The sequence below is a fragment of the Heyndrickxia acidicola genome, from assembly GCF_001636425.1.
Taxonomy (GTDB): domain Bacteria; phylum Bacillota; class Bacilli; order Bacillales; family Bacillaceae_C; genus Bacillus_AE; species Bacillus_AE acidicola.
Genome location: NZ_KV440953.1, coordinates 4,194,951 through 4,219,758, shown reverse-complemented (window position 1 = coordinate 4,219,758; position 24,808 = coordinate 4,194,951). Strand labels below are relative to the sequence as shown.

25 protein-coding genes and 1 pseudogene are annotated in these 24,808 nt (G+C 37.9%); 8 read left to right on the top strand and 18 right to left on the bottom strand.

The window, feature by feature from the left end; translation table 11 throughout:
- Positions 1–3 precede the first annotated feature (3 nt).
- Positions 4–1,218 (bottom strand): EAL and HDOD domain-containing protein, encoded by a 1,215-nt coding sequence (locus tag A5N88_RS19635; RefSeq protein ID WP_066270713.1) that lies wholly within the window; start codon positions 1,216–1,218, stop codon positions 4–6.
- A gap of 400 nt (positions 1,219–1,618) precedes the next feature.
- Here A5N88_RS19635 and A5N88_RS19630 point away from each other — a divergent pair, with 400 nt between their 5' ends.
- The 4 genes from A5N88_RS19630 (at position 1,619) to pgaD (ending at position 4,342) form a co-directional block, all read left to right on the top strand.
- Positions 1,619–1,942, top strand: coding sequence for a heavy metal-binding domain-containing protein (locus A5N88_RS19630; RefSeq protein ID WP_066269175.1), 324 nt, complete (start codon positions 1,619–1,621; stop codon positions 1,940–1,942).
- 2 nt (positions 1,943–1,944) lie between these two features.
- Positions 1,945–2,214 carry a hypothetical protein gene (locus A5N88_RS19625; RefSeq protein ID WP_066269172.1) on the top strand — a complete coding sequence of 90 codons (270 nt, stop codon included), beginning with the start codon at positions 1,945–1,947 and terminating at the stop codon, positions 2,212–2,214.
- Between the two features lie 500 nt (positions 2,215–2,714).
- On the top strand, positions 2,715–3,953 hold the full coding sequence (gene pgaC / locus A5N88_RS19620; protein ID WP_066269170.1) for a poly-beta-1,6-N-acetyl-D-glucosamine synthase: 1,239 nt from the start codon (positions 2,715–2,717) through the stop codon (positions 3,951–3,953).
- A gap of 20 nt (positions 3,954–3,973) precedes the next feature.
- A complete protein-coding gene (gene pgaD / locus A5N88_RS19615) occupies positions 3,974–4,342 on the top strand; it encodes a poly-beta-1,6-N-acetyl-D-glucosamine biosynthesis protein PgaD (RefSeq protein ID WP_066269168.1) in 369 nt (122 codons plus the stop codon).
- Positions 4,343–4,542: 200 nt separating this feature from the next.
- Here pgaD and A5N88_RS19610 read toward each other — a convergent pair whose 3' ends face one another.
- The 3 genes from A5N88_RS19610 to A5N88_RS19600 all read right to left on the bottom strand — a co-directional run bounded on the left by A5N88_RS19610 (position 4,543) and on the right by A5N88_RS19600 (position 7,673).
- Positions 4,543–5,715, bottom strand: coding sequence for an FtsW/RodA/SpoVE family cell cycle protein (locus A5N88_RS19610; protein ID WP_066269166.1), 1,173 nt, complete (start codon positions 5,713–5,715; stop codon positions 4,543–4,545).
- A 773-nt stretch (positions 5,716–6,488) separates the two neighbouring features.
- Positions 6,489–6,758 (bottom strand): hypothetical protein, encoded by a 270-nt coding sequence (locus A5N88_RS19605; protein WP_066269164.1) that lies wholly within the window; start codon positions 6,756–6,758, stop codon positions 6,489–6,491.
- Positions 6,759–6,884: 126 nt separating this feature from the next.
- On the bottom strand, positions 6,885–7,673 hold the full coding sequence (locus A5N88_RS19600; protein ID WP_066269162.1) for a LysR family transcriptional regulator: 789 nt from the start codon (positions 7,671–7,673) through the stop codon (positions 6,885–6,887).
- 89 nt (positions 7,674–7,762) lie between these two features.
- On the opposite strand from A5N88_RS19600, the gene A5N88_RS26425 reads away from it, so the two are divergent.
- Positions 7,763–7,843, top strand: coding sequence for a DUF4865 family protein (locus A5N88_RS26425; RefSeq protein WP_157090799.1), 81 nt, complete (start codon positions 7,763–7,765; stop codon positions 7,841–7,843).
- Positions 7,844–8,211: 368 nt separating this feature from the next.
- On the top strand, positions 8,212–9,000 hold the full coding sequence (locus A5N88_RS19595) for a nitroreductase family protein (RefSeq protein WP_232317599.1): 789 nt from the start codon (positions 8,212–8,214) through the stop codon (positions 8,998–9,000).
- 137 nt (positions 9,001–9,137) lie between these two features.
- Here A5N88_RS19595 and A5N88_RS25130 read toward each other — a convergent pair.
- Positions 9,138–9,320: pseudogene (locus tag A5N88_RS25130) on the bottom strand (helix-turn-helix domain-containing protein); the annotation flags it as partial.
- A gap of 122 nt (positions 9,321–9,442) precedes the next feature.
- Here A5N88_RS25130 and A5N88_RS19585 point away from each other — a divergent pair.
- Together A5N88_RS19585 and A5N88_RS19580 are read left to right on the top strand one after the other, a co-directional pair.
- Positions 9,443–9,976, top strand: coding sequence for a DUF4865 family protein (locus A5N88_RS19585; RefSeq protein WP_066269157.1), 534 nt, complete (start codon positions 9,443–9,445; stop codon positions 9,974–9,976).
- A gap of 28 nt (positions 9,977–10,004) precedes the next feature.
- On the top strand, positions 10,005–10,427 hold the full coding sequence (locus A5N88_RS19580) for a tautomerase family protein (protein ID WP_066269155.1): 423 nt from the start codon (positions 10,005–10,007) through the stop codon (positions 10,425–10,427).
- A 185-nt stretch (positions 10,428–10,612) separates the two neighbouring features.
- Here the strand turns inward: A5N88_RS19580 and A5N88_RS19575 are convergent, their stop codons facing one another.
- The 13 genes from A5N88_RS19575 to A5N88_RS19520 all read right to left on the bottom strand — a co-directional run bounded on the left by A5N88_RS19575 (position 10,613) and on the right by A5N88_RS19520 (position 24,734).
- Complete coding sequence (locus A5N88_RS19575; RefSeq protein ID WP_066269153.1) at positions 10,613–11,077, bottom strand: hypothetical protein; 465 nt, start codon at positions 11,075–11,077, stop codon at positions 10,613–10,615.
- 65 nt (positions 11,078–11,142) lie between these two features.
- Positions 11,143–11,895 carry a hypothetical protein gene (locus A5N88_RS19570; RefSeq protein ID WP_066269149.1) on the bottom strand — a complete coding sequence of 251 codons (753 nt, stop codon included), beginning with the start codon at positions 11,893–11,895 and terminating at the stop codon, positions 11,143–11,145.
- A gap of 435 nt (positions 11,896–12,330) precedes the next feature.
- Positions 12,331–12,501: a hypothetical protein gene (locus A5N88_RS25125; RefSeq protein WP_157090732.1), complete on the bottom strand. Its 171-nt coding sequence runs from the start codon at positions 12,499–12,501 to the stop codon at positions 12,331–12,333.
- A 124-nt stretch (positions 12,502–12,625) separates the two neighbouring features.
- Positions 12,626–13,015: a hypothetical protein gene (locus tag A5N88_RS19565; protein ID WP_066269148.1), complete on the bottom strand. Its 390-nt coding sequence runs from the start codon at positions 13,013–13,015 to the stop codon at positions 12,626–12,628.
- 459 nt (positions 13,016–13,474) lie between these two features.
- A complete protein-coding gene (locus A5N88_RS19560; protein WP_066269147.1) occupies positions 13,475–15,460 on the bottom strand; it encodes an Ig-like domain-containing protein in 1,986 nt (661 codons plus the stop codon).
- Positions 15,461–15,683: 223 nt separating this feature from the next.
- Positions 15,684–16,376, bottom strand: coding sequence for a nuclease-related domain-containing protein (locus tag A5N88_RS19555; protein WP_066269146.1), 693 nt, complete (start codon positions 16,374–16,376; stop codon positions 15,684–15,686).
- Between the two features lie 313 nt (positions 16,377–16,689).
- Positions 16,690–17,082 carry a hypothetical protein gene (locus A5N88_RS19550; protein WP_066269144.1) on the bottom strand — a complete coding sequence of 131 codons (393 nt, stop codon included), beginning with the start codon at positions 17,080–17,082 and terminating at the stop codon, positions 16,690–16,692.
- A gap of 102 nt (positions 17,083–17,184) precedes the next feature.
- Positions 17,185–17,442: a hypothetical protein gene (locus A5N88_RS19545; protein ID WP_066269140.1), complete on the bottom strand. Its 258-nt coding sequence runs from the start codon at positions 17,440–17,442 to the stop codon at positions 17,185–17,187.
- Between the two features lie 112 nt (positions 17,443–17,554).
- The gene (locus A5N88_RS19540) at positions 17,555–17,761 is read right to left on the bottom strand and encodes a hypothetical protein (RefSeq protein ID WP_232317598.1); all 207 of its coding nucleotides are present in this window, start codon (positions 17,759–17,761) and stop codon (positions 17,555–17,557) included.
- A gap of 66 nt (positions 17,762–17,827) precedes the next feature.
- The gene (locus tag A5N88_RS19535) at positions 17,828–18,076 is read right to left on the bottom strand and encodes a hypothetical protein (RefSeq protein ID WP_066269139.1); all 249 of its coding nucleotides are present in this window, start codon (positions 18,074–18,076) and stop codon (positions 17,828–17,830) included.
- Positions 18,077–18,334: 258 nt separating this feature from the next.
- Entirely contained in the window at positions 18,335–20,974 is a 2,640-nt protein-coding gene (locus A5N88_RS19530; protein WP_066269135.1) for a beta strand repeat-containing protein, read from the bottom strand.
- Positions 20,975–21,596: 622 nt separating this feature from the next.
- Positions 21,597–23,240 carry a S8 family peptidase gene (locus A5N88_RS19525; RefSeq protein ID WP_066269134.1) on the bottom strand — a complete coding sequence of 548 codons (1,644 nt, stop codon included), beginning with the start codon at positions 23,238–23,240 and terminating at the stop codon, positions 21,597–21,599.
- 126 nt (positions 23,241–23,366) lie between these two features.
- The gene (locus tag A5N88_RS19520; protein WP_066269133.1) at positions 23,367–24,734 is read right to left on the bottom strand and encodes an N-acetylmuramoyl-L-alanine amidase family protein; all 1,368 of its coding nucleotides are present in this window, start codon (positions 24,732–24,734) and stop codon (positions 23,367–23,369) included.
- Positions 24,735–24,808: the final 74 nt, after the last annotated feature.

Genomic DNA, 24,808 nt, shown 5'->3' with positions numbered 1-24,808 from the left:
TAATTATGAAAGATTGGCGGAGACTTCATTTGTCCACTTAATGGCCTTTACATAAAGGCAGAATAAATCATCATTTGTTATACCAGCAGAGCTGCCTCCTGTGTAAGCAAGGTTCTTTTCTCCCCTTTCAAGATCCTGAAAGAGATTTAGCAATTGCCGCAAATCGTCCTCTTCTCCCTGAAGCCCCTTTTTAATAAAAGAAGACAGCGGCAGCTCCTGTAAAATGACCGGAATCGGTTTTTTTAAAATAGCATCAATCACAGAGAACAACCCAAACAGATAATATTCAGATGCATTTTGTCCTATCTTTTTTGCAATGCTCTCTGCTACCTTTGCCCGGATTAAACTCAAGAGAAAAATTTCCTTTGTTACTTCATCTTTTACAGTGGAGGTCATCATTAAGAGAGTAATCCATTTTCTTAGTTCCTTCAGACCCATTAATAAAATGGCCTGCTTAATCGACTGGATTTTTATCCCCTTTGAAAAACCAACAGTATTGACAAGGCGTAACAGCTTATAAGAAATGGAAACATCCTTTTCAATGAGACTCGCAATATGATCGATATTGCTGTCCTCTTTATTCAGTTCGTTCAGTATATGTAAATATTGTCCCTCTAATGTAGGTACATCAATATCAGAAATGATACTGGGTTTACTGAAATAGTAGCCTTGAAACAAGTCAAATCCCCATAAAAAAGCCTTTTCAAATTCCTGCTGATCCTCTATTTTTTCTGCTAGAAGGAGTAAGGAATATGGTTTATATTTCCTCGCAAGCAAGCGTTTATTTTCCTCATTGGCATAAAGAAAATCAATTTTTATTATATCAATGAAAGGCAAAAGCTCTTCCGGCAAGGTGTCCTCAGTCACATCATCCACCGCAATGGTAAAACCTTTTTTCTTCAATTCTTTGCATCTGTTAATAACCTCCTGACTCCAGGTGACACTCTCCAGGATTTCAATGACAATGTCTTCCTTCGGCAAATAGTCAGCTAAATTTGACATCAAAAGGTTATATGTAAAGTTAATGAAGGCTTTTTTATGAAAGGTGAGCTTTCCCAGCCCAAATGTTAAGAGACTGTGTCTCATCACCTCGAAAGAAGCTGTATCCCCATCCATGGCATTATACACATTTATATCGCTATTTCGATATAGAAGCTCGTATCCTATTACTTTTTTCTGTCTGCTGAATATAGGCTGACGGCCGACAAATATCTCCAAAATCTCACCACTATTCATTGAGTTATTGGCAATAAATAATTTTATAACATTTCCTGAATTGCCCAATTTAAGTATACCAAGACTAAAGTGCTATTAAAATAGTTTTTTTTGGATAATCCATTACATTTAGGAGCGGACAAAGATACAGATGATTGTTTTTGAACGTAAGTTGGCTGACATCTTCTTGGTTCATCTTTATGCAAGACTCTTTTCGCAAATCGTGTTGCTTTTTGGTCCTAAACAAGCAAGTAAAACAAAAATTTCAGCCTAGGTACCCTTGGAATAGTTGACGAAAAGATGCAGCGATGACTTCGCATTCTAATTTATAAAAACCCTTACCAAAATCTCTGCACAAAGAGCAAGCAGCATTTTCCAATATGTATATAAAGGGGAGAATTTTATGTTAGTGGTAACGAAAGAACAAATTGAAGGATATGAAATAAAGGAAGTGAAAGGCGCTTGTTTTGGACTTGTGGTGAGAAGCCGCGGCTTTGCAGGACAGATCACTGCCGCATTCAGATCTCTTGGAGGCGGAGAAATACATGAATATACCGAAATGCTCGAGGATGCAAGAAAACAGGCATTGGACCGACTAACACAAAATGCCCATGCAATGGGTGCTAATGCAGTGGTCATGTTCCGATTTGATTCAGGGGAAATTGGCCAAAACATGAGCGAAATATTGGCATATGGTACAGCCGTTGTTGTCGAAAAGGTCGAATAAGCATGAAATGGCTTTTGTATTATCTTTTATTCCAGCTTTGCTTATCAACTGTTTTATGGCTCTATTCCAAACGCAAAGACAAGCGCTATAAAACAAATGACGCCACTCTTTCAGAGGACTTCATTCCTACGCAGGAAGTATCTATTGATCCTGTTTCAAAAGTGTTGAAACGAGTCTATGTTCATTCGAGGACCGGAGAGCGCAGATATGTGGAGGAAAAAAAACAGAAGCCGGTCGTAAAAGGTCAAGAGGAATGTAGAAGAAAACAATGATTTATTTCTGAAAAAATTCTTTTCTATTAAAGTAAAAAAATGTAGAAACTGATTATGATTTCTTCTAAGTAAAAAGGAGCATTTATTTGCTCCTTTTTACTAAAGGATAATGGTAGGTCCCTCCCAGGGAGGACGGAATAGGCAAAAAAACCCCCTACTATACTACTATCGGCTTATTTTATATTTTTTTAATGCCATTTCTTAATAAATATAGGAAAAAATTTGTGTTTTTTACAGAGAGAGAGTCACACCTCTAATGTATTTGACTAAGAAAATTCAGATATTACTACTTTACAAGCACCCCTCATTTCTTTTTTTAATCCAAAATTCTTCCTTATTCTCCAGTTGTTACTAAATCTATCACAGTCTTGTTATCCTACGAATTTACCATTTGAAATTTATTACAATATTACCAAAATAAAATTATTGTTTTCAGTTTTTTAGTTTAGTAGAATGCACATGATATAATTTCAGGAATAGATTACATAGGATGTGAATGAATGGAAAATATTTTTGTACTGTTTCTGTTTTATTATCCTCTCGTCATGGGAATCCTCTGGGTGGCTGGCAGCTTTATTTATTTTAAAAGAAAAGAACAGAAGCATTCGCTTCCTGAAGCACCCGCCCAAGATCTGCCGTTTGTCTCCATCTTAATCCCTGCGTATAACGAAGAAGAGACCATTGCAGAAACGGTTCGTTATGCTTCCAATCTTAACTATCCTCATTATGAGATCATCGTGATCAATGATGGAAGCAAGGACAACACGCTTAACGCTATGGAATCTATCAGGGATCTCTATCCGAAGCTTCGCATTGTTGATATTAAACAGAATAAAGGAAAAGCCAATGCATTAAAACAGGGTGTTCTTGTTTCAAAAGGGGAATTTATTGCAGCAATTGATAGCGATGCCATTCTTGAACCCGATGCATTACGCTATATGATTCCTCACTTTGTTACTCCCCAAAATAGCGAAAGAGTCGGTGCGGTCACCGGAAACCCAAGAATCAGAAACCGCTCCACCTTATTATCAAAAATACAATTAGCCGAATATGCCAGTATCATAGGCCTCATCAAGAGAACCCAGCGAATAGTAGGAAAAGTGATGACCGTGTCAGGCGTATTCGTCGTCTTTCGAAAAAAAGCGTTGCTTGACGTTGGGTTGTGGGACACAGACCTTATCACAGACGACATCGGCATCACCTGGAAATTACAAAGACGATTTTGGGACATTCGCTACGAACCCAAGGCCTTTTGCTGGATGCTTGTACCTGAAACCTTCAAAGGCCTTTGGAAGCAGCGGGCTCGCTGGGCACAGGGCGGGATTGAAGTCGTCCTTCGCCATTGGGGTATTTTCCTGGACTGGCGGCAGCGGAGATTATATCCCGTTTATATCGAACAGGTACTCAGTATTCTGTGGGCACTCGTTTGGTTTATCATTTCAATTTTGACGATATGGAATGTCATCCAGCACCATACCGTTTCCACCCCGTTCCTATGGATTGGCTATTACCTTTCGATCATCTCGATTTTTCAATTCTTTGTGGCTCTTTTTATCGAACGGCATTATGAGAAAAACATATTGAAATACTTGATCTGGACCATTTGGTATCCGCTTATTTACTGGCACATCGGAGCTCTTTTGGTTGTGTTCTCCCTGCCGAAGGCGCTGAAAATCCTTAAAAAATCCAAAAATGAATATGCGACCTGGGATAGTCCTGACAGGGGCTTGCCGTTATAACAGAAAAGGAGGAAGTTTGATTGATCATTCAACAAAAGGCAGGCAAGCTGAGAAAAAGTATTGAAGTGATTTTTACATTAGCGGGCTGGGGATTTCTTGTTGTTTTCCTTTTTAATTTAGCTACTCACTTTCAGCGCAGGCTCAGCTTTGCTTTTTACACATTAACCATTTCCAATACCACTGCCATTGTCCTGTTCACCCTGCTCACTCTTATCATCGGTACAGGGACTTTGCTGTACTGGAGCCATTATAATAAGAAAAAATACGGGGGCTTATCAAGAAGAAAGCCCCCAGAGCCTGTAACCACCAAAGAAATCGCTGAGTTTTTTCAGCTAACGGAAAGTGATGTTGAAAAGCTGCAAAATGAAAAATACGTTACGTTGAGCTGAAAATTGTATACAGAAAAAGGGACAATGGCGAGCTGCTGCCGTTGTCCCTTTTTGATATGGTCACTGTCTAGCTCCAGCGTCTATCCCCTAGCGAATTTCTACGTCTCCTCCCTGCGATAAGTCTACATCTAGTTTCCTTTATCTCAGTCGGAGACTACGGAATCCGTACGGCGATGGGCAAGGCGCTTCCACTTTTCTTATTACCCCTGTCCAAACATATATTTCCTATAGGTTTTGTTCATCGATAAGAAAATCCCCATTAAAATCATGTTGGAGAAGATCGAGCTTCCTCCGTAAGACAGAAACGGAAGAGAGATCCCTTTTACCGGCATTAAACCAATAGTCATACCAATGTTTTGGAAGATTTGAAGCGAGAAAATCACAATGGTCGCACCACATAAATACGAACCAAAGGATGAATTCGAATTCAGGCCAATCACGGTCACCCGGTACATCAGCATGAAGTAAAGAGAGATCACGACTGACGCAGCCAGGAACCCGCCCTGTTCAGCAATGGAGGAAAAAATGAAATCCGACGTTTTTTCCGGTATGTACACAGCTGACTTCGCATCTCCCAATCCTTTTCCGATTGTTTCTCCCGTTCCCACTGCAAGCAGGGATTTCTGTGTTTGATAAGCCGATGCACTATTGGCGGAAGGAGAAATCCATCCAGTAATACGGGCCTGCTGATGCGGGCTCAGCATATGCAAAAACGAATTAAATAATGTAGGTGATTGGAAGTAAATCACGACAATAAGCCCAACTAATGAAGCAGGAATTAAAACCAAAGGAAGAATAACCTTCTTTTGTATTCCTGATAAGAAAATAATCGTCAGACTGCCAGCTAAATATAAGAACGGCATCCCTGTATCCGGCTCAATGTAGACAAACAGGAAAACAGGCATTGTAGCCAGCATAATTTTTCCTACAAGCTTTAAATCCGTTTGAACGGTACGTACAGGATTCTCCGCATTATGATTTTGTGCCAGCCGGGCATTCAAGATAAGCAGAAAAACCTTCATAAACTCAGAGGGCTGAATAGAGCCCAGGAAAGGAATGTTAAACCATCTCTTCGCACCTAAAACAGGAGGAACAATTGAAGCCGGCATAAAAGGAATCACTGCTACTGTCACAAAACCAAAGATATAAAGCGGCCATGCCAGCCCTTCAATCTGGTCGATGTCAAGGTAGGAAAAAATCAAAAGGAGAACCACTCCAACCATAAAGTTGATCCCCTGCTTCAAAGCTAAATTTGAACTACCATATAACCCCTGTGCCTGTGTACTTGTCAAAGCAACAATACTAATAAGCCCTAACAGCCCTATTAAAAACAAAATGGTAGGGTCTAATTTTTTCAGAAAAGTATTTTCCATCGTCTATCTCCTATATTGATTGATGAATGAATGTACGCTTATACCGATCGTACAAAGCTGGTTATTTTTATATCAAGGGTAAATGTTGGATTTCCCAAATAAATATGTGTTACATAATAAATGACGCTGCATCAACGTTAAAGGTTCAATTATATCCTTGCATAAGTTTGTTTTTCATGTGAAAGGGAAGATAAATCTCATTTTCCATATGAAAATGAAAAAATAGAATGGAAAAGTTCATCTTACAATAAGCATGAGACAAAATCTACCTTTACGTTTGGAGAAAGAGTTTATATAAATACCGCTTTGAATCTTGCAAAAAATTCGTTATTACCAAATAGCAGTCAGGGTTTACGTGACTTATAGATCTATATATGGAAGTATCAAGTAATAATGATGAACAGCCAGAAGGTTCAAAAGCGGCATCACCAATGGAGAATCAACTCGGAGCTCAACCTATTCACAAATGCTTCCTGCCTTTTGCAAAAAAACAGCAAGGACGAATAGAGCACATGATTTTAATAAGGAGAGTCCCTTTCCTTTCTCCCCTATTAAAGATACCATAGGAAAGATGATAGGTACACCGGTAGCCGCTACTTCAAGCGAATAAAGTGTATATTTAAACCAGAACTCTTATTTTTTTATTCATTGTGATTATATCATTCCTTGCTGGTCTTGCCGTCATGATTTTTTTGGCAAATTTAGTAACGTTCCTTGTATAAGTCATTTCCCCGGAAACAATTTCATCCGTTCACTCTGCCAGCACTTCCCCATTATGACTCGTAAAGCTCATAGGCAATGGCTTCTCCATTTTTACTCCATAGCTCAAGAACGATATTCCATGTGTCCTTTTTTACGATAAAGCCAGCGCTCCAATGCTCCCCTTTATCGTTCGAATAAGAAAGAGTATAAATCGTATAATCTATTACTGTTGAGACTTCCGAAGACGTGCAGCAAACATCCGTTTCCACTATATTTTGACAAAAGATTTTTTTCATTCTCCGGCAAAATAAACGAACCAGCCACTCTTCCCTATTCCCCATCATCATCCGCTCCCATCGTCCTATTCTCCATTCCTTCTATTCTATTCACTCCTCTTTCGAATCATGAGAAAAGCCCTGCCTCCTTTTTGATGGAGTCAGGGCTTTTTAAGGCATGCAAATTTATACTCAGCAAAATAATTCTTTTGGGATCGTTCTTTCTGCGTTTCGTTTTGTAAAAAAATAAACAGGGATGTTGTCTATTTGCTCAGCCTCTATATTTTCTGTTTCAGATCTGCTGATTGGAAATATAGCTATTCCCTTTCCCAGAGCCACAAATTCCTTCATCAGAGAATAGGAATCTACCTGACAAAGCTGAGTGTTAGAGAGATGATGCCGTTGCAGGAAATCGATGGTGTATGTTCTAAAAGGACAAAGCACATCATGGCTGACGAAAAAAGATTCCTTCGCGTATTCAACAGCCGCTTTTCCTTTGATTTTATGCAGCCCTATAGGGAGTGAGGCAGTGAATACTTTTTGAAAAGAAGGCTCGGTATAATCCGTATAAGTCCCAATCATATCGACCTGCTGCTTCTTGAGCAGATGTTCCAGACGAGAACTGTTTTCCATATAAATCTGGTAATCTTTAACGTTTTCACTGATCCGGTCACTTACATAATTGGATAAAATCGTTTGGGTTGTGGCGATCCGATACGGTTCACAGCTTTTTTGAATGTCCTTTTTTGCATTATCCAGCAGCTGAAGAATTTTCTCCGTATACTCCAACAGAATTACCCCGGCTGGCAGTACGGATACCCCTCTACTCTCTCTAAGAAGCAGCTTAGTTTCCAGCTCCTGTTCTAGCTTTTTCATCCGCTCCGTTACATTTGGCTGGACATACCCCAATTCCTTTGCCGCTTTACTTATGGAGCCTTCCTGGACTACCGTTTTAAAGATGACCAAATCATTTAGTTCCATTCCGTTCAACTCCTTACCTGCCTAAATGATATCTCCCATCATACATACATGGATTACACCTCAGGATACGATATCAGGAAGAAATCGTGATGCAGTATAAGATAATTTTACCAAAAGATTATACTATGGATATTATCAGAAAAAGGTGCAGAGCAACGGACACAAGATGATCAGCTTTCCAACCTTCTCTTCACGGCCAATATCATAAAATCGTTTTTTACTAGCTTATCGCATAACATCCATTAAATTCTTAATTTTTTTTGTTTTCGAATATTGACGATAGACATGAGGATGAACCATAATGAGGGTGTAGAATCATGTCTATTGTTGTAAAAAAACGAGCTGTTCAGAATGGTGAAAAACTCTCTCATTTGCAATGGAAAAGTGTAGAAAAAAACGGATTGCAGAAAAAATCCATAGTTTAAGTGACAGGTTAACTATGCCGTTTGTCAAAATAAAACTCTGGTGCGTTTAGGTGACCTGGGAACTATTCCTTAAGTCATTTATCAAAAGATGCTGCTAGGATATACAAAAAGGAGTGGTTGTTTTGGAATTAAACGATGTTATACATAATCACAGATCTATACGAGAATACGAAGATAGGGAAGTAAGTCAGGAACTGCTGGATCAAATCTTGGATGCGGGCATACGTGCCTCTTCGAGCGGCAATATGCAATCCTATTCCATTATCGTAACAAAAGACAAGGAGCTTAAGAAAAAATTATACACTGCCCATATGGACCAATCGATGGTAGTGGATGCACCTATCCTATTAACCTTTTGTGCTGATTTTAATAGAATGAGGAAATGGATTTCGCTCAATGATGCACCTATACATTTTGATAATTTTATGAGCTTTATGATAGGTGCCATTGATGCGACTTTGGCAGCACAAAACTGTGCTTTAGCAGCAGAAAATGCTGGATTAGGCATTTGCTATATGGGCTCAACGCTTGCAAATTGTGATCAAATTGGTGAACTATTAAATTTACCGCCAAATGTCGTACCTGTTGTGGGTTACTCATTAGGGTACCCCGCTGAAAACCCTTCCACACGTGATCGGCTGCCAAGTCACGGGCTTGTTCACTATGATCAGTATCATGATTATTCAAATGAAGAAATTCTCGAAATCTACAAAGAACGAGATGAAAAAGGATGGAAACGCTACATGGACGTCCCTAGACTGAAGGAAATGACAGAGCGAATGGGATTAAAGAACCTTGCTCAAATCTATACCATTGCCAAGTATACGCAAGAATCTCATCACGAGTTTTCACAGACAGTGCTGAAATACATAGAGAAGCAGAATTTTATGAATAACGGGTGAGGTTTTTCCTTTCCTAATATTAACCAAAACATTTGAATATAAAGGCAAATGGGTATCAGTCATCATGTGAAACATTCATGTGGTGACTGATACCTTTATTATTTATTGAATTGCCTATTTCGACCGATCTTTCTTGTAAGAATTTCATCGGCTGGATACCCCTTTACTTTCTCTAAGAATAGCTTTGTTTCCAGCTCCTGTTTAACTTTTTTCATTCGCTCGGTAACATTTGGCTGGAGATATCCTAACTCCTTTGCCGCTTTGCTTATAGATCCTTCCGGGATTACCGTTTTAAAGATGACCAAATCATTTAGTTCCATTCCGTTCCACTCCTTACCTGGCATCATTCTAAATGATACCTCCCATCATACATACCTATTTTACATGGCTTACACCTCAGGATACGATCATATATATCAGGATGAGAAAGGATGAATTTTTCATGATTGAAATGCAATATAAGATTATTTTACCAAGAAATTATGATATGGATATCATTAGAAAAAGGGTGCAGGACAACGGCCACAAGACCGACGGCTTTCCCGGACTTCTTTTCAAGGCCTATTTAATAACCGAAGCAAATAAGAACGGAAATGCCTATAATTCCTATGCACCTTTGTATGTTTGGAATGACACACAAGGCATGAATCAATTTATATTTGAAGGCTTTTATGACAATATTTTAGACTCATTCGGCTGGCAGCATATCCAGATTGGCATTCCTTTATCCATTCACTTGGCAAAAGATTTTAAGAAAAGCCGATATGTACTCGAAAACTCAGGTGATATCCCTGAAAGTCCATCACTCGTGGGTGCCCCTATAAAATTGCTTGAGAATGCGGAAGAAAGCCTCGGCCGTTTATGTCTTTATAATCCAGATAAATGGAGATTCAGTGAGTTTTATTTTTATGAGGAAAAACCTGCAGTCGCCATAACCGGACATCCTATGTATGAAATTCTTCATATTTCACACTAACCCCGATTTCAAAAGGAGCTGAAGAAAAATGCCATTTGTTCATGTTTATTATTCAGAAGACCTTTCCATCAAACAAGAAAAACTAAAAAAGATCAGCCTCGATATCCATTATGCATTAATGGAACATTTTAACGTCCCAGAAAAGGATTACTTTCAATTATTTATCCCCTACCCTTCACATAATATGTTTGTGGATCCTTCCTATCTATTAGAAAATGGGGAAGAACGAACAGAAAACATGCTTCACATTGCCATCACATGCGGACCTGGCAGAACCATCGAGCAGAAAAAAAGTTTGTATCAAGCCTTAGCAACATCGGTTTCGAAGCGATTAAACATTTCAGCGGCGGATGTTTTTATTACCTTAAACGAGACACCTTTGGAAAATTGGTCGTTTGGGCAGGGGGTGGCGCAGATGGTAAAGGATAAAAGTAGAATCGGGAAGGACTAGGGTGGATTTAAATAAATAGAGTTATATAGTCGAAATGGATTATGCTTAGAAACATTCCATTCATGCACAAAATATTACATCAACCTATACGATTTTTTTCAAAATCCAAAAAAGGTGGCTCACTAGCCTGTTAAATGTCAGGCTATATGAGTCACCACCATTATCAATCATATCAGTCAAAATGATTAAACGGTATCCCATTTATATTCATAGTCATACACTGCATTGCCATCAGCGTCTATATAGTAATTTCCGTAATGTTTTATTTCACTTGTTTCCAGCATAATATGATTGTTATGTATAATTCCTAGTTGTCCATGGATAACAGATCGCACATTCCCTATTTGTATTCCTTGATTATTATAAATTGTATATTCACCCGTAACATTGGACTGAGAATGACCCACATGTATTTCTCCACCATTATAATAATCTTCTCCACCAAGTTGGTTAGGATGGGTCGATAACAATTTCTGGCCATAATCATTAAATATATCATGTCCGCCAAATATATTTGGCTGGCTGTATGCAATTTTTATTCCGCTATGCGAGTATAAATCTTGCCCTCCAAAAATATTAGCTTTTGTAGAAAAGACTATTTGATTATTAGAGTTATAAAAATCCTGTCCATTAAAAATATTATCGTGCACCGTTAACGTATCTCCGGCAGATGTGTTATACAATGGAATAGAAGGATGAAAGGTTAATGGAGAATCTAAATTATCCCCCCCCCAATATCTATTGGACCTTGAGTTTGGAAAGCATGTGGGTCTACTTGATTATGGGCATATTTTATATATTGATCTACTTTATTCTGAAGGTGAAGATGCTGTAAAGAATAAGAGTCCTTCCATACAGGTGCGTTTGAATGATCGCCGAGATCAGTATTTAGAATAGGTTCTGAATCATATGTTGAAGACGTGGCATTGCTAGATATAGAAGTATTATCTGTATGGATTACATCAAACTGCTGCATATGACCATCCACAGAATGAGAAGCATCGAAATGCGATACATCTATTCCCCCATCATTAAATAAGTGTAACTTTAGAAATGGCATAATAAATGAAATTAGGACGAGAGGTACACTCCCCATAATTCCCAAGGCTGTTTGGGTAGAGTAGCCATGATTATACATTTTTACAAGTTGGTTATGTAAAATGATTCCTCCAATTGCTGCTACTATGATCTGCTCAATCATGGTTGCACCAAGCTGCGTTTCTAACTTCCATCTTAGATATAAAGGAAGTGAACTCCCATATATAAGCATTCCAGCCTTAATGGGAAGCCAATTTCTTTTCACAAAGTCAATCCTTTTGATAAACAAGAAAATCATCAATAGAAATACCAATGGAGAAAGGATTGGGATAATAGCGACAAGTCCGCCAATAATCACCATGAAAATGGCCATTTTCCATAGCATCTTTAAAGAGGTAATCAAGAAAAAAATGATAAAACCTGCTAACAAGAAAGTTGGACTCTTATAGGAAAAATAAATAGTCAAAATGTATAACATTATAGAGCTTATGTGTAAAAAAGATTTTTTCTGTTGCATTGTCCCATCTCTCGCTTCCATCTCCACTTTTATTTTTCATCTTTTATTACGTATCAGATTATTTAAGAATAATATTTCTTGCAAAATACTTATTAGAATAATTTTACAGATAAACAAACAATTAGTAAATACTAACTAAGTAAAATATACCTATAAAACTACTAAATATGTAAATCATTTTTATTAAATAGTAGATAGATATTATATCCTCTCATTAATTTTAAAGTAGATTCTGAATTACATGAATGCCTATAAAAAAGGTTGAGCATAATGCCCGAAGGCAATCGCTCAACCTAGAAGTTATGCTTAGTGCTAATTGTTTTTTCTAATTTGAATAAAAGCTACTTATTATCTCCCTTTACTTAGGTTTACTTTTCCTTCAATTGGTTCCGTTAAATACAATACAAAATGATCCTTGGTTGTAACGGTTACCAGTATATCTGCATGGCCCGTCGTCTTTCCACCCTTAACGTTCCCGTACTTATCCACCTGAACAATTTGATTTTTTGTAGAATACAAAAAAAGACCGCATTCGGTCCTCGTGTCACAATATAAACTTTTTAGCCATTTCTTTTGATTGGCTTGAGGGGAACCTACCCTTCCCGCCTTATCAAAACATATTCCCTATTTCATTGTACTTTAATTAGGTTGTTTGATTATATAAACTACTTGAATTAAAAATATTGTTCGTATAGTCTTGATTGGTTTGGTACGATTGCATTGCTTGGTTTAATGGACTTAAAGACGGGTTAGATTGCAATTGATAATTAAACTTTGTAAAATCATCAATATTCGTAATCCCATATAAAGAAGAATTATTGCTTATATTATTTAATAAATCGTACATATTAATAGGATTACTAGATTGCTGATCTTTTTGATTTAAATTTTGTTGACTTACACTTTGTTGAGCGTAACTATCTACATTCGTTATACCAAATAAATTTGATTGATTGGCGTTATTTTGTGCTTGGTTTGTATTTTGGAAAAGAGAAGGATACCAGTTTAGATTGGAAGAAATAGAGGAGATCATACACATCACCTTCTTCAGATAAATTATTGTACTTACTAAATACTATTCCTATTAATTTTACTAAATAGAGGAGATCTTTTAATCCCTTTTCACTAGAAAAAATTGAATAAATTCCTATTTTAATGGTATATTTTTCTTCATTTACATTACCATTAGACCATAAGTTGGTATTCTATGCAATTATAAACTTAACTAGTGAAATATAAGTTCTTCCCCCTACTCACCGATTATCGGGCTCTTCTCCATTATCCCTTCCACCAATCTTCCTTACATATATTTCCCTTACTTTGCTATCTGTTATGTTTAGTTTCTTCAATAACTTGCACATTTCATATACTTTGCCCGAAGTAAATATCTGCGTCTTAAGCTGTAGCCGAAGGACATTTAACTTCCTACCAGATGTTACATCAACATTTGATGCACCACTTTGAATGTTGTACTAACAATCGTTGGTGCTGATTAATTTTGTGTAGTAAATGAATACGCTACAGCTTTTGCAGCATTACCATACACATCTTTAACCCCTGATCCAATAGAGAAACTATACGTTTTACCAGCAGTTAAGTCGGATTTCGGGACTACAGCGATACGCTGATTTGCACTGTCATACGTTATATTAGCTGGAACTGCAATTTGTGTATCCTGTTGAACTAATTGAATATTTGTGTTATTAACAGTACTTGCATCAAGTGGTGTATTTGAATTTAGAACCACTTTAAAACCTGGTTTAGTGTAGCCGCTTGGGTCAACTACAGGCGCAATCGTTCCATTTACATTAGTTGGGTTTTTTGCTAAATCAGTTCCATCCAGAAGATTTGCAGTTAATCCAAAAGGTTTAGAAATTGTGAAAGCACGGCTGAAGTCAGCAGCTTTAGTACCATCAACTATATTTACACCAACTGCTTGTAGTTTATATCGGTGGTTTGGGATAAGAGTTCCTGTTCCACCATTATAAAACGGATCAACAGTTAGTGTAATAACTGAACCTAAAGAAGTAACAGAAGCTGTAGGCACCGGAACCGGGCGATCTGCCGATGCATCAAAATCATATAAAATTACGTTTCTAGATGAAACAGACGTGAAATCAACATTGTTACTGTAAGTTACTTTGAATTTATTTACATAATCACTTCCAAGATTATCTCCGTCGCTTAATCCAAGTGGATTGCTTAGTAAAGTGTTATCGTTTTCCTCTGCATCTACTTTCGTTACATAGGAAGCCTTATTAACTGTAAATGCTGCGTTAGCAGAAGTAAACGTCTTTCCATCTTGTGTTTTAACACCAGAAACTGAAAGAATGTAAGAATCTCCAGCTGTAAAAGGATTTGATGCTTGAACTGTAACGGTTAAACCGTCAGCTGATATAGTTGGAGCCTTTGTTGCAACAGGAGTTGAACCTTGATAAATTCTAAAGTTCGTTCCGTTCACAGTTGATGCATCAACAGGCTTATTAAATTTAATGGTAATCGCTGAATTTGCAGTTACGTCTGTTGAACCATCTAATGTTACTGCTTGGTTATTAGAGTTAATCGCATTTACACTAGTTGCTTGTGGAGTAAATGGTTTAACAACTACGATTACAGAAGCAATTTTATCAATTCCATCAACTTTACCAGTTAAAGTGTAAGTTGCAGGAGTGTTAACATCTAATTTAGTAGTATCCCACGTTACGTTTACACCTTTATAATCATTATTAGATAGGACTTCAGAAACGTATGTAGGAAGAGCCTTAGTAGCGTCGTCACCTTGGTTAATTACGATAAAAGAGGGATAAATGCCGTTAATAGTAGCAACATATGGAGTGCTTAGTTTTACTGCGTGATAATAGTGATCTGCATAAGTGAATGACGTCACTGTAGAACCATCTTTAAAGTAATAAGGTAAAGCTATTGTAGCTGATTGACCGTTATCGAATAATACCCTGATTTTCCCACGAGGGATATGAATCAAATTTCCTGAGTTTTCATTTATTGCTGTTGCTGATTTCACAGTTGCAACAAATGGAGTGCTTAGTTCTACTGAGTTATAGCTGTGGCCAAAGCAAGTGAATGACGCTACAGTAGATCCAGCTTTAAAATTATAAGGCAGGTCAATCGTTTTTGTTACGCCGTCAGTAAACACAACATTGATTTGCTTTGGACCTGTTGCTGTTGCTGTTTTTACGCCGGGTGCATATGAAGTGCTTAGTTTTACTGAGTTATAGTAGTGGCCACCATAAGTGAATGACGTTACAGTAGAACCATCTTTAAAGGGGTAAGGTAAAGTAATCGTTGCCGTTTTACCGTTATCAAATACTACCTTGATTTGCTTTTCGTTTAATGGAGTTGCTGTTTTTACGTTTGGTGCTTTTACTGATGCACTTACAGCAACCGGTGCTAATGCACTAGCGATAACCGCTGCAGAAATGGTTCCGGTTACAAGTTTGCGAGACTTAGATTGAGCCATTGTAGATATTTCCTCCCTTATTATCCTTCTATTCTTTCATTGGTTAGTTACTGTATAAACAGGCTTGATAAGATTTTTCATCTTTTTCATATGTATGCCTTTGTATTCCAACCAAAGATGCTAACAACTTACAAAACAAGTAAAATGGTAACACACTAAGACCATTATGCCTAAAACATCTTCCTGAGTAAACCATTTTACTCCTATGTTTCTATATCCAACCTTAATTGGATATATTTACTTTTCCATTAATCTTTTCTATATGGAGTTCCCTTACTTTCTTGTCGGTTATATTTTGTTCCTTCAATACCTTATACATATCTTGTACTTTACCATCAGTGAATATCGGAGTCTTTAACTGTAATCGCAGGACATTTAATTTCCTAGTAATGAACTCCGTTAGCTCCGTATCGTACAGGATTAAATCATTTGATTGTATATTTCTTAGTTCACGATCAACCTTAAACGTACATCTTCTTGTAAAAGAGATCATTGATATCATATTAGAGCTTTGAATATCCAGTAATGTCCGGATAGCTTGGATATGACCGAAATTCTGATGGAATGGGTTATTCATTGGAAACTTACCATTTACTGACCATTTGGCTCTATCTCTAGCTCCGTAAATTGTTCCTGTATAGTTCTTCGCCTCAATAACAAAGACACCATAAGGAGTAAGAATAACGTGGTCAATCTGGGAGTATCCTGATTTGGATTTAGGGTTAGCAAGCAACACATCACTTATGTATCTACACTCTCTAGGAAGTTGGTCTAGTTGGATATTGATTTTGTATTCTCCTAGCTCTCCAATTCTCGACGGAGATATTCTTGATTCCTTTTTCTTAGGTTTCTCTACAACAGTTGGGGGTTTTTCTATTTCTTTTTTACTGAGTTTTGCAAATAATTTAGATATCATTCAAAACCCTTCTTTTCCTAGTATGAGATCAGTCATGTCTAATATTAATAATATCGACATTTGAAAATGGATTCTTAATATCCATTTCTAATAAAGTTTTGTAACCTACTCACTATCAAAAAGAAAAGCCCTGCGGAGATTTTTCTCGACAGAGCTTTTCGATTAATATAAGGATGCACACAACCTACCCTAGATCTAATTACTTAACCGTAGAAGAGAAGTTTAGTGCATTTCCATCAGTATCAACTACATGTTCTAAGAGATAGAGCAAAGGGAAAAAAGAAAAGCCAAGGATTTATCCTCGACTCTCCAATCATCCTTTTAAATTCACAATATTTTTCCCGTTGCGAACGGCTTGCACATTTATTTTTTTGTCTTTGTACTGTTTCTTTAATTCTTGTAAGTATTTATTCGCTAATGCCTTTGCCTGTGAATCCGTTACTTTTTTATCAAGCAATAGTGTCCCAATAGCCAGCTTACCTTGAACATAGGTTTGTCCAGAGATGACACCTTTTTCATCCTTAATAGATGTTGTTAACTTTTTATCAACTTTATTAGTTGAAGTATTTAATTTTGTTACATTAGCTGGTTTAACTTCTTTTTTGCTTTTTTGTGTTTGTGTTTGTGTTTGTGTTTGTGCAGAATGACCACATGCTGATAAAGTTATTGCTGCTCCTAAAAGAAATATAGTTAATATTCTTTTCATTTCTGCACTCTCCAAAATTATAAATGTTTTAATAAAGAATCCTCCAAGGTCATTATCCTTCAATTAGTTTTGTCGTAAGTTTATCATAAGAAATGTCGTGACTTACTCAAAAGATTCGACTAAATGCTCAAGGTAATCCAGATAACTATGAACCATTTCTCTGTGGTGTTCATCTGGAATCTTACCTATAGCTTGTTCGACTAATTCAGTATTTATATTAATAACGTTATCAATAGCCTCTTCCCGAAGTTTTTGACAGAGTTCCTTCTCAGTCAGCATCCCTCTTTGATAGTATCCAGTGGACTCATCATACCCCCTGTACAGTACTTCACTTTCTAGCACAATTTTGTTATATCTCAATTCTTCTTCATCCCTTCAAATTATACATACAGACTATTAGCAAGCTGCTCACCGTTTCTTATCCAGACTTCGTATAGCAATTTTCCAGTCTTCTTGTCCTCCACTACACCCGCTATCCATTCATAACCTTCATCATCCACATACAACAGTGTTTCGAATAATAAAGGGTCAGAAAGTTTTTTAGATGCTCTTCTGGAATGAGTAACTCATCCAGCTCTTCATGGTAAAACTCGTATGCTTCAAAGCTTACTTCTTCACTATCTACAACCATATCAAACTTGTCTTTAATAGTTGCAACAAACCAATCAACATATTGCATTATCATAGCTCCTTCCCATATCTTTGATATTATTCATACAGTTCATATGCAATCGGTTCCCCATTTTTAATCCATAAATAATCTCCTAGTCACCTCTTCCACTACAAATCCTGCATTCCACTGATTACGTTTATTATCTGAATAATTAAGCGTATGTAAAGTAGTCAGAGTAATCAGTTTTTTATAAATAGAATTATGGTTAACTACATTTAAAGATTTGTAGGACACCTCTGAAGATACCACTGATGTATTAAATGTTTTTTTCATTCTTTGACTAAATAAATTAATAAGCCCCAAATTTACTTCTTCAAACATGGTAAACCAACCTCCATTAACATAATTTCCTTTCCTTGTATTTTATTCACTCCCTTTTATAGTCATGAGAAAAAGCCCTAACTCCTTTAATGGAATTAGGGCTTTCTTGTTTATTATCCAATTTATAATATATGCTTATTTTTCTATTTGATACGGTCATCTAAAAAAGAAAAACTCAGTAGAAATTTCTCTCTACTGAGCTTTCAGTCACTCTTTTGAAATCTATCTTAAGCGATATAATGTCCTAATTTCAAAGAGTTATTTTACTGTAATAGTAGTTCCTGCAGTAACAACGTTACCAGCAACGTCAGTAATATTAGCAGTTGTTGCAGCAGTTCCAACTACGATTGAATTTGCTTTAGTAAAGTCAACATTAGAATCAGTGATTACATATTTACCAGTATCCGCACCACTGCCGTCTTTAATTACTAAATCACTTGTTGGAAGAACATTACCGTTAACAGTTACAACCAAGTCTTTTAAATCTGCAGAAGCTGCACTTGCAACTGTAGAGTCAAATCCTAAGCTTAAAGAGTTATCAGCATTTACAGTAGCATTTTTCAATACTGGTGCAACGTTATCTGTAACTGTCAATAATTGAGTACTTGGTGACAATGTTGCGCCCGTTGTTGAAACAACACCATTTACTTTGAAGACTGCTGCAGTATCAGTAGTTGTAAATGAGCCAGCAGGTAACGTAATAGTTGCTACTTTTTGAGTAGAATCTAATGTGATAACTGTGCCAGCAGGTAGAGCTGTTCCATTGATTGTGTAGTTTGAAGGTTGTGTTGCAGAACCTGCTCCAAGACCACCTTTAACTGGAGTTGAATAAGTTACTTTGATTACGTTTGAAACTACCCCAGAAATAGGAGTCGAAGTAGCACTAGCTGTATCAGTAAATGTTCCAACAGAAGAAGTACCAGTATCTACAGTTGTTGAATACTCAGCGTTTTGGTTACCAGTGTAAGATTGGTCAGTAACAGATTTAGCTGCTAAATCAAATGAATATTGACCAGAGAACATTGCACCATTTGCTACATTAAATACAGCCTTAGTATCTCCAGCTTTAACTGTTGCATCAGAGATAACTTTTGTACCAGCAGTAGTAGTATCCAATAAAATTCCATTTGAATCTACTAATGTTACATTAGATGAGCTAATAGTTCCAGCGTTTAATGCTTTATTAAAGTTAACTGTAAATGATGTTACTGCGCCAGTAGTTGAATTTTTTTGTACAGTTACACCAGTAACAGCTGGAAGAGTAGTATCTTTAGTTAATGATACAGTTTTTGTTGTAGCAGCTAATACGTTACCAACGTAATCGGTAACTCCTGTACCAGAAACAACTAGTGTTAAGTTTCTAGTGTTAGAGTTTGTAAAGAAACTTGAACCCTCATTAAATGTTGCTATATATTTTGTTCCAGTTGTATCAGCAGGGTCTGCATTTACAGTTACAGTTCCTAAGTCATTGTATGCTTCATCTTTTAAAGTGAAGCTACTACTTGGTACTGTTCCCATTTGCTTGTTAAAAGTAATTTCTAATGATTTGTCACCATTTGCAGTAACAGAAGAAATCATTGGTGCATTTACGTCTTTAGTAATTGTTAATGTAGATGTTTGGTCTGAATTAACGTTGCCAGACGCATCAGTTAAACCAACTACTTCAATTGAATGAGTTTGGCTTGAATCTAAGCTTAGCCCATTAATTTGTAATGTTGTAGTTCCAGTAGTTACCTTATAATCAGAACTACTTACTACAGTTCCATCAATTTTAATAGCAGTTAAACTAGTAACAGGTTTAGAGAAAGTTAATGTAGCTGAATTTGTAGTTGCTCCATTTGTGGAAGCAGTAGCAGCTGTTACAGTTGGTGCTGTTGTATCACTAACGTTTACCACTCCTGCATAGGTTGGAACCACAGTTGTAGCATCAGCTAAAGTTACTCCACTAACAGTCAATGTATAAGTTGCTGATGTAGTGTTTGCAACTGGGGCATCAAGAGTTAAAACCACAGATTTACCATCAGCTTGAACTACAGCTGAATCTATTTTATTTGAACCACTTAGAGAATAATTTGCTAAATTAGCTGCTGATGAAGTATATGCATCATCTGTAGTAGTAGTGTCAGCGTTTACTGGTTTATTGAATTTAACAAGCAATTGAGTACCGTTAATCGCACTTACACCAGTAACTTGTGGAGCTACTGATTTAACGATTACGTTTACAGAAGCAGTTTTGTCAGTTCCGTCAACTTTACCAGTTAAAGCGTAAGTTGCAGGAGTGTTAACATCTAGTTTAGTAGTATCCCATGTTACGTTTACGTCTTTAGAAGTGCCATTAGATAGCATTTCTTTAACTGTTGCAGGAAGAACCTTAGAAGCGTCGTCACCTTGGTTGATTGTAATATCGTCAAGAGTGCCAATGCTGTTAACAGTAGCAACATATGGAGTGTCTAGTTTTACTGATTTATAGCTGATTCCAGCAAAAGTGAAAGAAGCTTCAGTAGAACCATCTTTGAAACGGTATGGTAAGCTTACAGTTTCTGTTTCACCATTTTCAAATACTACTTTGATTGATTTTTCGTTTAATGCTACAGCAGAAGTTACTTTTGGTGCATATGCAGTGCTAAGTTTTACTGAGCTGTAGTTGTGACCGAAATATGAGAATGAAGTTACAGTAGATCCAGCTTTAAATCTGTAAGGCAGGTTTACAGTTTTTGTTACGCCGTCTGTAAATACAACCATGATTTGTTTAGGACCAGTTACTGTTACTGTTTTTACGCCTGGTGCATATGGAGTGCTTAGTTTTACTGATTTATAGTAGTGTCCACCATAAGTGAATGAAGCTACTGTTGAACCATCTTTAAAGCTATAAGGTAAGTTTACATGGTGCCAATGCACTAGCGATAACTGCTGCAGAAATGGTTCCAGTTACAAGTTTGCGAGACTTAGATTGAGCCATTGTAGGTATTTCCTCCCTTATTATCCTTTTAATCTTAATTAGCTAGATCCCGGATAGAACTGGCTTCTTATTTTTTAAAATATGTATGCCTTTTCGTCCAGCCAAAGATGCTAGTAACTTACAAAATAAGTAATATAGTAACACACGAAGTTCATTATACCCAAGACTATTTACTTGGTCAACCATTTTCTTCATGCATTTCTACAACTATCCTCAATTGGATAGTTTTTCTTACTACAATTATTTTACCTTAAATGACAAAAATAACAAGACTTTTACACCAAGTATTTTTTCCCAATTTAGTAAAATGTGAGTTTTTTCCCAACTCACTTCTATGTATCGACAGGTTTTGATGAATGTTTAACACTTTTAAACTATAAATTTCACATTTTTTTCTTTTCTTTACCAAAAAACAGAAAAAGACCCCTTACTCCCTTTGTAATATTGTGTAATATAAATGCTACTATCTGTCATTACTATGTTATTTTTAGTCTAATTCTATAATTAACTGATAATTTATTATAAAAAAACGAGACCTCTATTGAGATCTCGTTTTTTTATTTAATGCAATTCCTTCGCCAGATACTCGACAAAGTCTTGCTTTGTAATGGTGGTTTCAGGCTTAAAGGTTCCATCCGCATAGGCACGGATGATATTCGCTTTTACCAGAGCATTTGCCTGCTCGTAGAAGGACATGCTGGAATTGACGTCCTTGAAAGCCTGGGTGTCAATCATAGGGTTGTTAAAGGATGTTGCCAGCATAAAGGCCGCATCGCCTCTTAACAGGCGCCACTCCGGATTAAAAAGGTTATTTTGATATTTGTGTTCAATGGCTTTTGCCGCATCAGCAGACGAAATATAGCCTGAAGCAGGATTGGATGCCGGTACGTCTGAGAAAGCTGTATTGCGCGGTGTTCCATTCCAGTTTTTCGCCATGCCGATCATGGATACCGCATCGGCTCTGGTAATGGTACCTGTTGGCTGGAATGTGCCGTCCTGTGTCGGTTTAAGGATGTGGCGGCTGTATAGATCATCTATATATGCCGCATAGCTGCTGGTTGGAGAGATGTCTGTATACGGCACTTTAGGCGCTTGGATCAGGCCATAGCCGTAATACTTATCCTTTCCTTTCGCTCCCAGGTCTTTGGCATTTTTTTCAGCAAGCCATTCAATCGCAGATATGCCAAGAGATGGATACGCCTGCTTGTATAATGCAAAGACTCCCGAGACATACGGGGTTGCCATGGAGGTACCCGTGTCTTTTTGATAGTATCCTAGATTGCTTTTTGAACGCGGATTGATAAAGGTGCTGAGGATGTTTTCACCCGGCGCCATAAAGTCTAAATCCTTGCCATAATAGGAAAAGCTTGAGCGATGGTAGGTTCTGTCGATGGAGCCTACTGAAATCACCGTTGAATAGCGTGCGGGATAAAGAACATCCGTCACCCTTGTATCTGGGTCCTCTATGTTTCCTGCTGCTGCTACAACAATTACGCCTTTGCTGTAGGCTTTGTTGACCTCTGCCTGCAGCGCCTGCGAGCCCTGGTCGATGGTCAGGCTTAAATTGATGATATTCATATGGTTTCGGATCGCCCAGTCGATTCCTGCAATGATGTCTCCAAGGTCCCCTTTACCGTCCTGGTCAAGTGCTTTTACAGCATAAAGGGATACGTCTGGAGCCACACCGACAACACCGATCGAGTTATTCAAGGCGCCAATAATGCCTGCTACGTGAGTGCCATGGCCGTTATCGTCATTATAGGATCTTGTGTAGCCTACCTCTGAAACGCCTCCTGCCACGTGCAAATCAGGGTGATGGAGATCAATCCCCGTATCAATCACCGCGACCTTTACACCCTTGCCGGTTAAACCAAGGCTCTCAGCCTGAGTTGATTTTACCGTCGAAAGGCCGGATGTCGGAACCTGGCCCTGCATTCTGACTGTTTGGTTTGACTCAACCCATTTAATATTAGGAAGCTTCTCGACGGCTTGCTTCGCTGCTGGTGAGATGGTTCCGGAAACCGCTCTGATACTGTTAAAAACATGATCGATCTTCATACCATATTTCTCTAATTCCTGTTCATTCGTTTTACCGTTAAAACCAATCATAACTCCCTCTTTTGGAGGTTTTTCCGAACCATGAGCAATGGCCGGTCCTGCAAGGCAGACAGCTAAGAAAGTCAGTAACAAAGGGATTTTTTTCATAGAAAATTCCTTTCTAACGATAGTTTTAGAAATGAAATGACAGAGCTTTCCACATGTAGAGTCCGGCTTTTTCCTATGCTGTGAAAAAGTCTTATGTAAAAAGAAAACGGACGTAATTGTCCGTTATCATTGTCCCTTATAATTATAGTAATCTAGTATGCCTAAGTAAATGGCTTGAGCCGCTAGATTGCGATATTTATCGCTTGCAAGCTTTTGAGTCGCTTCTTTTTTGTTGGTAATAAATCCAACTTCTACCAAAATAGCAGGAAGTGAATTTTCTCTTAAGACATGAAGATCGCCGAATTTCGTTCCACGGTCCTCAGATCCCATTTCCTGTACCATGCGCTGCTGGATAAAGCCTGCCATTTTGATGCTGTCATTACCTCTTTGAACAGAGCCGGTTGTGTTATAGAAGGTTTCAATTCCATTTGCACTTGTGTCACCATCGCCTGAATTCGTATGGATACTGACATAAGCATCTGCATGGGCTTGTTCGCCAATGTCTACACGGGTTTGAAGCGGAATAAAGGTATCATCTGTACGCGTCATTACGACTTTAATCCCCGCATTTTCAAGGAGTGTGCGCACCTTGAGTCCAATGGATAAATTGATGTCCTTTTCCAATAAACCGTTCCCGGAAGCACCGTCATCCTTGCCGCCATGACCTGGATCAATACAAATGATTCGTTGGCCTGAAGCTGATAAGTAGTTCACGCTGACATACCCTTTGAGGGAGCCGAATACAATGTATGCCCAGCTGCCGGTTGTGCTTTGAACCGTGACGGCATTTCCTGCTTTCAGCACTCCCACCGCTTTTGTGCCGGCATCAGGGCCAGAGCGGACATTCAGATAGGCTGCTGTGACAATTCTTACACCAGATGAAGGCTTGGATGGTGTCGGTGCAGGCTTTGGAGCCGTTGGAGGCACGCTTGCACTTCCGCCATTGTTTGACGAGGAACTTGATTGGATAACAGATAAGTACTTCGCCGAAACGTAGCCTTTTGTTTTTCCGGACAGGATATATGCCCAGTTGTTTTTAATGCTGTAAACAGTGACTTTCGTACCCTTTGTTAGGACGCCGATCGTACTGTAGTTGGTTCCTGGACCTTTTCTCATGTACAAAGAAGCAGCATTTACCTCTTTTTGGCCCAGTGTGGTTGTACTGGATGTCGACGATGCTTGGGCAGTACTTGAAGAAGATACCTTTGTCAGGTAGGTGCCGCTGACATAGCCTTTCAGCTTACCGGACGCCATGTACGCCCAATTGCCGCTCCATTTGGAAACAGAGACTTTGGTTCCATGCTTCAATGTTCCAAGACCGCGGGAGCTTGCGTTGGCAGCCTGACGTACATTCAACGAAGTGGCGTTCACCGAATAGGTGCCGGCCGATTTAGTCGAAGCCGCTGCTTGAAGCGAAAAAGCATTAAATGCTGTTGATGATAGTACAAATAAGGCCAAAGCAAGGAGCAATATGAACTTGTGATGTTTCAACAATTTTCTAAATCCATCCTTTCAAATGTCTTATCATGTCAAAGTTTATCATATAATCAGGACTTTTTTTCTATTTT

Coding starts and splice junctions, on each gene's coding strand:
- A5N88_RS19630 (WP_066269175.1), top strand. CDS start 1,619: ATGTTAGTGGTAACGAAAGAACAAATTGAAGGATATGAAATAAAGGAA.
- A5N88_RS19625 (WP_066269172.1), top strand. CDS start 1,945: ATGAAATGGCTTTTGTATTATCTTTTATTCCAGCTTTGCTTATCAACT.
- pgaC (WP_066269170.1), top strand. CDS start 2,715: ATGGAAAATATTTTTGTACTGTTTCTGTTTTATTATCCTCTCGTCATG.
- A5N88_RS19610 (WP_066269166.1), bottom strand. CDS start 5,715: ATGGAAAATACTTTTCTGAAAAAATTAGACCCTACCATTTTGTTTTTA.
- A5N88_RS19605 (WP_066269164.1), bottom strand. CDS start 6,758: ATGGGGAATAGGGAAGAGTGGCTGGTTCGTTTATTTTGCCGGAGAATG.
- A5N88_RS19600 (WP_066269162.1), bottom strand. CDS start 7,673: ATGGAACTAAATGATTTGGTCATCTTTAAAACGGTAGTCCAGGAAGGC.
- A5N88_RS26425 (WP_157090799.1), top strand. CDS start 7,763: ATGCAGTATAAGATAATTTTACCAAAAGATTATACTATGGATATTATC.
- A5N88_RS19585 (WP_066269157.1), top strand. CDS start 9,443: ATGATTGAAATGCAATATAAGATTATTTTACCAAGAAATTATGATATG.
- A5N88_RS19580 (WP_066269155.1), top strand. CDS start 10,005: ATGCCATTTGTTCATGTTTATTATTCAGAAGACCTTTCCATCAAACAA.
- A5N88_RS19565 (WP_066269148.1), bottom strand. CDS start 13,015: ATGATCTCCTCTATTTCTTCCAATCTAAACTGGTATCCTTCTCTTTTC.
- A5N88_RS19560 (WP_066269147.1), bottom strand. CDS start 15,460: ATGGCTCAATCTAAGTCTCGCAAACTTGTAACCGGAACCATTTCTGCA.
- A5N88_RS19555 (WP_066269146.1), bottom strand. CDS start 16,376: ATGATATCTAAATTATTTGCAAAACTCAGTAAAAAAGAAATAGAAAAA.
- A5N88_RS19550 (WP_066269144.1), bottom strand. CDS start 17,082: ATGAAAAGAATATTAACTATATTTCTTTTAGGAGCAGCAATAACTTTA.
- A5N88_RS19540 (WP_232317598.1), bottom strand. CDS start 17,761: ATGCAATATGTTGATTGGTTTGTTGCAACTATTAAAGACAAGTTTGAT.
- A5N88_RS19535 (WP_066269139.1), bottom strand. CDS start 18,076: ATGTTTGAAGAAGTAAATTTGGGGCTTATTAATTTATTTAGTCAAAGA.
- A5N88_RS19525 (WP_066269134.1), bottom strand. CDS start 23,240: ATGAAAAAAATCCCTTTGTTACTGACTTTCTTAGCTGTCTGCCTTGCA.